Raw genomic sequence first — 9,079 nt, forward strand, 5'->3', positions numbered from 1 at the left:
CCTTGCGCCTACGCGGGTAGCAGGTGCTCCCGCCAGCGCCACGCTAGTTCGAGGCAGCCAGCACCCGCCGGGGCGACACGCCCAGAGCTGAGCAGCCCTCGCACCCCGCCCTCAGTGAACGGGAACCGCTCAGCCACCACCTGGCCCTCATCGTTGCGGTCCACAAAGTCCGCCGCGAGCCCATCGAACACGTCGGCGTTCACCACCAGCACCGTCAGGATTTCCCCGACGAGGGTGAGCGCGTCCAACGCCACCCCCAGGCAGTGCACCGACAGTTGCCCGGACGCCCGCGCCTCATCAAGCACCGCGAACGGCCCGGAGGTGTAGTCGACCGGCCTGCCGTGCCCGTCACACTCGGGCATGCCCAACAGCTCCTCGGAGAACTCCCGCTGCACATTGCGCCACAAGTCGAAGTCCAAGGCGCGGGCCGCCGGCAGGATCGACGACGGTTGGAAAATGCCAGACGGGATCACCTGCAACATGCCGCCGGCCGCAGCCACCGCACGCGGGTCACGGCGGTGCATCAGGAACTCAGCGCGGTCGCCGTCACGGCGGACCGTCAGGGTGGAGATCGCGGGCATCACCGGGCGGCGGGCGAACGTGAACGGTGCCCCGATCAGCTTGCGGTACGGCAGGTCACGCAACGTCGGACGCTCGGCCAAACCCCCATCGGCGTCCAACGCCACATACGCCAACTCGTGTGCGGTCGGCTCGAACACATCCACCGCGGCGAAATACGTGGTGGCGGCGAAGCCCATCCGGCCGGCGCCGTCCGACCAGTCCACCCCGGTCATCCGCCACGACACCCGATCCTCAAACAGCCGCGGTCGGGCAAGGTCCCGGACGGCTTGGGTGTACCTCGGGTAGGGGCGGGTCAACGTCAGGTCGGGCAGCATGCGGGCCGCTTCCCGCTCCGTGCCATCCAACACAGGTTCCGGCGCCCCCGGCAGTTCGGTGAGCGCGATGTCCGCCAAGTCGACCGGGGCGTCGGGAATCCACCCAGGGCCGGTGATCAAACCCGTCGCCCCCAACTGGTGATCCGGGTACAAGCCGGCGGCAACCTGCGACAGGCGGTGCCGGTTCTGGTTCAACAGGGTGCGGGTTGACTTCCACGACCGCTGCGAGTCAACCACCCGCTGGTCCTGCTCAACGTCTGGCATGAAGTCCTCTGCGCTCGACCGTGGACGGGGAACCGGCGCCGCCGACGGGACACCCAGCTCGGGCACCTTCACCCCGAACACGTCCGCCAACGCACGCCGGAACACGGGCAGCGGAGACACACCGTTCTCCCACCGCGACACCGTCCCCGCAGTCGTCGACACCTTCCCGCCCGTGCTGGTGGCGATGGCGTCGGCAACTTCCTGCTGAGACATGCCGGCCGCCTCACGGAGCTGACGGATCCGGTTCGGTGGTGCTGCCTGCTGGCTCATGGTGCCCGCCCAACTGTGTGCTGCGAATCGGCTCGCACTGCCCAGCGTATGGGCGGTGTTGTGCACGAGCCCACTGGTGGCCGTGGCAAGGCCGGATAGAAGCCGTTCCATCCCCGTGTTGCCTGGATCACGCTGGCCTCAGCAGCACGACAGGTCAGCGAAGGGAAGCAGGCGATGCGGCTACGTCTGGTCGGGCACGCCATCAGGGTGATCCGCGTTCCGAACCTTGCGGGACTCCACCAGCACTTGGGCGATGTCCTCAGGGTTGCTGTACCGGTCACCCGACGGGTCGGTGGTGTAGCGAATCACGATGCGGGTCTTGCCGAACGTCGCCCCGTTGCGCAGCCAGCGGTCCACGCTCGACCGCCCGGCGGGCTTCCCGTTCGGGTTGGCGAACAGAACCATCAGCTCGCCGATCTTCAGCCACTCACCGGCGTTGAGGCGCCGCTCGATGTCGGCCCGCTCCTGCTCGTCGACTCGCTCTTGCCCGCCCACGTTTCGCCCCCTCGCCCTCGTTCGCGGTGATCGTAACGGCGAATCCGAGGCGAGTTGCCCATCTGGTTCCGGTGGTGAGGCAACCTGCACGCCTTAGACCATACCTTGTACCCCTAGTGACCCGCATGGCCCTAGTGGCCCTAGTGGCCCGATCATCCCGGACAGTGCTAATGTCTACGAGTGACCTTGGCTGATCGAGAGAGCGTGAGGAGGTAACGCGATGAGCAACGACCAGCAGGAAGCGGACGGGTTGGCCGTCTGGGGGCAGCGCATCGCGCTCGGCGCCGCCGTGTTCCTCACCGCAAAAGGTGAGTTCGACCTAGCCGTCATGGCGAACTTCGCCTGGTACGTCGCCTGGATGTTCCCCGTCATGATCGACGTGTACGTCATCACCGCGTTCCACAAGCGCCGGTGGCTCGACGTCGTCATCAGCCTCACCCTGATGCTGTTCTGCCAGATCGCTGTTCACCTCGTGCCGGTGTTCATCACCGACGACGAGCACACCCCGTGGGGTTTGGTGATGGCGGTCGTCTGCATCGCACCCGTCGTCATGGTGCGAGTCAAAGCGCTCACCGGGAAGACCGCCGCGCAGGTTGAGGCGGAAGCGGAAAGCACCCGGCGGGCGGAAGACCTCCGGAAGGCGCGCGCCGACCTCGCCGACGCCACCCGGAAGAACGCCGACATCACCGCGAAGCTGCGGGCGGAAGAGGTCACCCGGAAGACCGCCGAGGGTCAGGCCGAGGCGGAACATGCCGCCCGCACCAAGGCGGAAGCCGATGCGGTGCGCGCCCGGAACGAGCACGAAGCGTTCCGGCTTGCCGTCGCGGAAGAGCAGGCGGAAGCCGACACCGGATTCCGGGCGGAAGTCGACCGACTCACCGCCGCCCACAACGACACCACCGAACGGCTCCGTTCCACCCTGGACGAGGTACGCGCATCGGCCCGCGACGCCCGCGCGCAGGCCGCCGAAGCATCCGAGCATGCGGCCAGAACCGCAGGTCAGCTCGACGAGGCGCGGGCCATCGCAGAGCGGGCCCTCGCCGACAAGTTGACCGCCGAGCAGCGCACGGCAGCGGTCCAGGAGTCCCGGCAGGCGGTTGTAGATGAGCTGGAAAGGGTGCGCGCCGCGCACGACCGGTTGGCCCGGAAGGTGGACGACGCCGCCCGGAAGAACACGCCTTCCGCTGTTCCGGCCCCAAGGCGGAACACCCGGAAGGGCGTCACGGCGGGCCCTGCCCCCATTCCGCTCGCGGCGGTGGAAAACGTGCCGGCTGTGGACGGCGTCAACCCGGAACTGGTGGCCCGCGTGATCGCGGCGTGGAAGACCGAACCGGACGCGAAGAACCCGCGCTTGGCGCAACTCGCCCGCACCTCGGACCGGACGGTCCGGAAGGTGCTGAACAACGTGCCCCGGTCGGTTCTCACCGACGACGGCGACGACTTGGAGGCCGAAACAGGTGCTCGACCCTTCGCGGATGCCCGATGAGATCCGCCGCGACGCAGACCAACTCATCCGACTTGCCCGTGCCGCCTGGCACGACGGACCGAAGCTACTCGACCAGCCCAATGACGAGGAGGAACCCGATGACGACTAGCAACCTGCCCGCCGTGCGCACCAGCGCCGCCCTGGCCGTGCCGCAGCAGCGCACCACCGCCGAACCTGCCCAGCCTGCGCCGCTGCGCCTGTCCACCGGCCTGCTGATCGTGTCCGTGATCGCCGCGTTCCTTGCGGTGGTGTCGGTTGTCGCCGACCGGGCGGTGCAGGCCGTGCTGGCCAGCGGGGTCGCGCTCGGGCTGCTGATCGTGGCCGGCGTCGAACGGTGGCGGGAGGTGAATCGATGAGCGGTCGAGTCGTCGCGCGTGTCCTGCTGGCCTTCCTGGTCGCCTTTGCCAGCGGGCTCATCCTCGCGCTGGCCACCACGTGAGGTAACTGTCCGCACTGTCTGTCAGCGGACAGACAGTGCGGACCAGGGGTCCTATGAGCAGCGCAAATGGGCCCTCTCCTCGACTGTCGTCGACAGTCGACACCGACACAATGACAGTCACCCAAAGTCACCGGAAAGGAGGCGACATGACTAGCAGCGCCCCCACCACCACACTCACCGTCCCGGCGAAACCCGCCGCGATCACCGCCGCGAACCTCGCCACCCTCGCAGGCACCGCCGCTGTCGTCGCCGGCCCGGTCGGCTGGGCTGTCGCAGGTGCCGCCGCCGCGGTACCTGTCGCAGTGGCCGCAAAGAAGGCCGCTGGTCGGCGGAAGGAGAACCGGCAGCGGCGCACCACTACGACCACCACCGCGCAGCGCACGGCCAGCAGCCCGCGTGTGCCGCGACTCGGCGGCAGCGGAGGTGGGGCTGGCTCCGGGCGGCACCGGGCGGCGGGTGCGCTGCGTGGACTCGCGAGCCGCGCCACCGGACGCAACGCGAACGCGGGCGGTGCTCCCCGGGGTGGGCGTCCGAGCGGCGGCGGGTCCACTGGCAAGCAGGGGATCCTGCGCAAGCTTGGCATCGGCAGTTCGACGGCAACGCCGGGCAGTCGCAAGACCAACCCCAAGGCGAAGGCGGGAGGGGGCGGTCAGGGCGGAGGGCGCCGCGGCGGCAGCGCCAGCCGCAGCCGTCTCGCCCGCGCAGCCGCCGCCCCCATGCGCAGCCTGGGTCGCTTCGGGCGTGGGCTTGCCACCCGCCCCGGAAAGAAGGCGACCACCGGATCCGCCTACCAGCGGAACCGCAAGCGGGGCTTCGCTACCGCCCTCGGCGCTGCCACGCGCGCAGCTACCCGCAACGGATGGCGTGCTGCCGGCGCATGGTTCCGCCGGTTCGTGTTGCGCCGCAAGCCCAAGAAGAAGGTCAAGAACGCGGCGAAGAAGACGGCGCCGAAAAAGACCGTCGCCCCGACTGTCGACCGGGGCACCCCCACCCAGACTGCCAAACCGAACCAGAACAGCAACCCAACGGCCGCCCCCGGCCGACCCATCATCCCCGGCGACAACACGGCCGCCGCGAAGGAGGACACCATGAGCAGCGCAGACACGCCGAGCGGCGCCCGGGAGATGGCGGCCCGTATGTGGGCCAACGTCGAATCGTGGCAGCCGCGAGGCATGCTGGTTGTTGTCGAGGAGTACCACGACCTGCCGCAGACGTTGGAGTACATGCGCGCCACCATCGGCGTGCTGATGGACCGGTCGATGAAGCGGTTCCCGGTCGACCCGGAGATCGCCCAGCAGATCGGCAAGATCGTGGAGGTGTTGGACACCGCCGCCGCCATGTCCCGGAAGATCCCCGAGGCGGTGGAAACGATCCACGAGAAGCAGCTCCGCCGGCTCCGCAACCCGGGTGTGGGTGAGGAGATGTGGGACATGTCCGCGAACGGGCGGGCCTGATGGCGGGGAAGAAGAACCGTCTGATCGAGTTCGACTTCGCGGGCCCTCACGGCACCGCGTGGGGGGCGTTCAACGCCGGGCTGACCACGGTCACCGCGACCACGGTCGCGCACTTCACCACCCCCCACGGCGGTGCCATCATCGGCACCGCCGTGGGGGGTGCCGTCCTGTTCAATCTGGTGCGGGCCGCGTTCTCCCGCAAGCGGATCCCCGGCTCCACGGTCCTGTACCGGCTGGGCTGCTGGGCCGGGGCGGGAACGTGGGGGATGTGGATGCTCGACAACCCCGACTGGTCGTTCCGGTCGTGGGCTGAGGGCGTGCTCTACCTGGCGGGTGCCGCCACCGGCGCCGGGGTCATCGTCGGCTTGGCCACCGAGCCGAAGGACGACGAGGAGGACGACAAGCCGGTGTTGCCGTCCGACCCCGGCGAGGCGAAGCGCGTCACGATCGCCCTCGACTGGGAAGCCCGCATCGAGCGGGTCTGCGGCATCAAGGTCGAGTTCCATGGCCTCGACGAGTGGGAGAAGGGCAACGGTTACACCCTCGCCGGCCGGCTGCCGGAGGGTGGCGTACTGCTCGACCGACTCCGCGGGCAGGCCGCGAACCTGGCGTCGGACATCGACCTACCCCCCGGTTGCGCGATCAACATCTACGCGAAGGTAGGCCCCGACGCAGGACGCCGCGACTTCCTGATGGACGTGCCCACGGAGAACGCCCTCGCTGACGACCAGAAGTACCCGCAGGACGTCACGCGGTTCACCATCAACGACCCGGTGCCATTCGGTGTCCAGCCGAACAGCGACTTGGAGACGGTGGAGATGCGGTCGAAGTGCCTGCTCGCCGTCGGTGAGACCGGGTCAGGAAAGACGAACCTCGGCCACGGCCTGACGGGCGGGTTCGTGCGGGCCGTCGACACGCTGGTCATGCAAATCGACCTCACCGGCGCCGGCCTGTCCCGCCCCTGGATCAAGCCGTGGTTGGAAGGCCGCGCGGGGCGTCCAGCCGTCAACACGGTCGCCGACACCCCGCAGAAGGCCATGCAACTGTTGCGGGCGCTGCTGCGGGTCGGCCACGCACGCAAGGCCGGCTATCAGGATCTGATGGCGCAGGTCGACGACGACAAGCTGCCGATTGGGCACCTCCTGCCGGACGGCAACATTCTGTCCGAAGTGATCCTGATGGTCGACGAGATCGCCAAGATCACCGGTACGCGGTCGGAGTGGCCGGACCTGCGGGACCTGATCGTTCAGGTCATCAATGAGCTGCGGGCGTCGGGCGTGCGGGTGGTGCTGCTCGGTCTGCGGGCCACCGACGATGTGGTGGCGTCGTCGATCCAGGCCATGTGCGCCATCAAGATCGGCATGAAGATGACCAGCAAGTCGGAGATGTCGTACCTGTTCGGCTGGTCGGAGGGCATTGCCCCCGAAGACGCCCCCTACCCGGGCTGTGGGTTCATCCAGCACGATTCGGCGACCAAGCCTCGGCCGTTCCGGGCGTGGCGGCTCACACCGTCCGTCATTGACCGGATCGCCGTAGCAGCGGACGCCTGGATTCCGGAACTGGATCCGATCTCCCGCGCCGCCGCGAACGGCCGGACCATCGATGGCACCCCCCTCAAGGGTGTACCGGACGAGGATCTTGACTGGTATGAGCGCCGGTGGGCGGGCTGGGAGCGCACGAACCGTCCACGCGAGGTGGAGATGGCGCAGCCCGCGATCCCGCCGGTGCCACCCATGCCGGCCCGGGAAGGCAGCGTCGCGACCGTGGACGACGTGTTGCAGGCCGCCCAGGAAGGCGACGCTGCTTTGTCCGCCCGGATCGCCGAGTCGCAGGGCATGACCGTCGGCCAGTCGGAGCAGGTCAAGGACGATTTCGCCCGCGTACTGCGTGAGGCCGGGTTTGACCCTGAGGAGGAGGATTGGAACGACCCGGCGGTGTGGTCGCGCCCGCCGGAAGGCGCGACCGTCCCGGTGTCGGAGGACGAGCAGGCGCTGATGCTGTCGATCCTCGGCAACGCCGGGCCGCAGGGCATGAAGCCGAAGGAGTTGCGGGAGAAGTTGACCGAGCAGGGCAAGCCGATGTCGCGCGACAAGCTGCACCAGATGTTGAAGGCAGCCAAGGAGGCCGGCGACGCCTTCCAGCCGCAGTACGGCAAGTGGGCCCGTGGGGTGAAGCCGTGAAGCCCCTCACCTACCTGTACTGGCTCTGGGACCGCGAAGGGCAGCTCATCTACGTCGGCATCACCGACGACGTTGAGCGCCGTATGCGCGACCACGCGAAAGACAAGTTCTGGTGGGGCGACGTCAAGCGCACCACCAAGATGGCTTTCCAGACGCGGCATGAAGCGGAGTGGGCGGAGTGGGCTGTGATCGCCACGTCGCGACCGGTGTACAACCGAGCGCTTTCGCCTCCACCGATGCCGCGCCCGGCTGAGGTAGACGGAGTTGCCCCGGCTCCGACCTACGATCCACCGTCGCAGCCGACGCCTGTGACACCTCCGGCTGGGGGTGAGCTAGATCGAATGGAGATTGACCTAGCGACCGGACGGCTGCGCCAGCACCCACGCGACCGGGTACGTGAAATCGTCAAGGCTGCTCACATCTCGGGGATGGGGCCCGGAAAGGTGTTCAAGAAGCTTCAAACTGAGGGGTATCCGACGACTTTTCAGACTGTCAACGGGTGGCTCAAGGCCGACGCTGCTGCGGGCATTCTCATTCAGCCTGGCGGAAGCCGCACTCCCTACTTCCCAGGACCGAGGCTTGGCTACCCCTATCCGGCCCGGGTGTCCTGAGGTGGTGTCGTCGCAGGTGCGCGGGTCGGGGCGGTCGTCTCGGCCCGCGCCGCATGTGCGCCGCCGCAGCGTCGTCTACGGCATCCCCACCCTCCCGGTGGACGAGAACGGCCGCGTCATTCCCGGCGCCCCACCGATCGTCGGGTACATCGGCAAGAGCGTGCAGACCGTCTACCAGCGGCAGGAACAGCACCGCGACGATAAGCCGTTCTCCGACCTGATCGTCGGCGGGTCGTGGGTGATCGAAGAGGGGTTCTGGACGGACGCGGAGCTGTCCGCCCGTGAGCAATGGTGGATCCGCAACGGGGCGGTGCTGCTGCTCGGGGGCAAGCCGCAACGGCCGGTCTACAACTACGAGTTCAACCTGGACAACCCGAACCGCGTCGAGGTGCGGCGGGCCGTCGAGCAGCGGCAGGCCCGTGAGCCGGGTTGGGTGAAGCCGGTCAAGGGTTCGTTTGTGCCCCGGCAGCGCACGTACGGTCCGCCGCAGAACGTGGCCCGGGTGGTGCGGCGCCGACCCCGGTACCGGTGGACGCGCCGCCGGGTCCGCGCTGCCGTGCTCGCCGTGGTGTGGCTGGTCATGTTCGCCGGGTTCTGGTGGGCGGGCTGGGATGTGTGGCCGGGCTGGTACGGGCCCCGCAACTCGGCGGTCGGCGCGTCGGTGGTGATGGCGTCGGCAGCCGCGGCGTGGCAGTGGGCGTCGAAGCCGAAGAGACGTCGCAGGCGCCGTCGGTGAGCACCTGGGCGTGGGAGGTGTTCGACGCGTCCGGTGTGCTGCGCGGTGGGAACGTGCTGTCGGATCCGTGGGCGGACACCCCCGACAAGGCCGCCAACCTGATGTTGGCCCGTTGGATGGTGAAGGCGGCACCCGAGTACCGCCGGTTGTCCGGGTGGCGGGTGCGGGTGTGCGGGGACGGCGTCGAAACGTGGGCGGACGCCGATGAGTGGTTGCAGGCCAATGAGGGTGTGCGCCGCTAACCTGCG

The 9,079-nt window shown here is 68.7% G+C and carries 9 protein-coding genes; 7 read left to right on the top strand and 2 right to left on the bottom strand.

Going from position 1 to position 9,079, the window contains the following annotated elements; translation table 11 throughout:
- Window positions 1-8: 8 nt before the first annotated feature.
- On the bottom strand, window positions 9-1,430 hold the full coding sequence (locus tag AB0K35_RS27865) for a helix-turn-helix transcriptional regulator (protein WP_363888922.1): 1,422 nt from the start codon (window positions 1,428-1,430) through the stop codon (window positions 9-11).
- Between the two features lie 180 nt (window positions 1,431-1,610).
- A complete protein-coding gene (locus tag AB0K35_RS27870) occupies window positions 1,611-1,925 on the bottom strand; it encodes a hypothetical protein (protein ID WP_363888924.1) in 315 nt (104 codons plus the stop codon).
- 220 nt (window positions 1,926-2,145) lie between these two features.
- On the opposite strand from AB0K35_RS27870, the gene AB0K35_RS27875 reads away from it, so the two are divergent.
- From AB0K35_RS27875 to AB0K35_RS27905, 7 genes are all read left to right on the top strand, one after another.
- Window positions 2,146-3,411, top strand: coding sequence for a hypothetical protein (locus AB0K35_RS27875; RefSeq protein ID WP_363888927.1), 1,266 nt, complete (start codon window positions 2,146-2,148; stop codon window positions 3,409-3,411).
- Between the two features lie 98 nt (window positions 3,412-3,509).
- On the top strand, window positions 3,510-3,767 hold the full coding sequence (locus tag AB0K35_RS27880; RefSeq protein ID WP_363888929.1) for a hypothetical protein: 258 nt from the start codon (window positions 3,510-3,512) through the stop codon (window positions 3,765-3,767).
- Window positions 3,768-3,996: 229 nt separating this feature from the next.
- A complete protein-coding gene (locus AB0K35_RS27885; protein WP_363888932.1) occupies window positions 3,997-5,304 on the top strand; it encodes a hypothetical protein in 1,308 nt (435 codons plus the stop codon).
- The gene (locus AB0K35_RS27890) at window positions 5,274-7,484 is read left to right on the top strand and encodes a hypothetical protein (RefSeq protein WP_363888933.1); all 2,211 of its coding nucleotides are present in this window, start codon (window positions 5,274-5,276) and stop codon (window positions 7,482-7,484) included. The genes AB0K35_RS27885 and AB0K35_RS27890 overlap by 31 nt, the downstream gene beginning before the upstream one ends.
- Window positions 7,481-8,095 (top strand): GIY-YIG nuclease family protein, encoded by a 615-nt coding sequence (locus AB0K35_RS27895; protein ID WP_363888937.1) that lies wholly within the window; start codon window positions 7,481-7,483, stop codon window positions 8,093-8,095. The genes AB0K35_RS27890 and AB0K35_RS27895 overlap by 4 nt, the downstream gene beginning before the upstream one ends.
- Window position 8,096: 1 nt before the next feature.
- A complete protein-coding gene (locus AB0K35_RS27900; RefSeq protein WP_363888939.1) occupies window positions 8,097-8,831 on the top strand; it encodes a hypothetical protein in 735 nt (244 codons plus the stop codon).
- Window positions 8,828-9,073, top strand: coding sequence for a hypothetical protein (locus AB0K35_RS27905; RefSeq protein WP_363888942.1), 246 nt, complete (start codon window positions 8,828-8,830; stop codon window positions 9,071-9,073). The genes AB0K35_RS27900 and AB0K35_RS27905 overlap by 4 nt, the downstream gene beginning before the upstream one ends.
- Window positions 9,074-9,079: the final 6 nt, after the last annotated feature.

This window comes from Micromonospora sp. NPDC053740 (assembly GCF_040677775.1).
GTDB classification, from domain to species: Bacteria; Actinomycetota; Actinomycetes; order Mycobacteriales; family Micromonosporaceae; genus Micromonospora; species Micromonospora alfalfae.

What these genes read in the sequence shown, in the direction of transcription:
- AB0K35_RS27865 (WP_363888922.1), bottom strand. Translation starts at nt 1,430, where the DNA reads ATGAGCCAGCAGGCAGCACCACCGAACCGGATCCGTCAGCTCCGTGAG.
- AB0K35_RS27875 (WP_363888927.1), top strand. Translation starts at nt 2,146, where the DNA reads ATGAGCAACGACCAGCAGGAAGCGGACGGGTTGGCCGTCTGGGGGCAG.
- AB0K35_RS27880 (WP_363888929.1), top strand. Translation starts at nt 3,510, where the DNA reads ATGACGACTAGCAACCTGCCCGCCGTGCGCACCAGCGCCGCCCTGGCC.
- AB0K35_RS27885 (WP_363888932.1), top strand. Translation starts at nt 3,997, where the DNA reads ATGACTAGCAGCGCCCCCACCACCACACTCACCGTCCCGGCGAAACCC.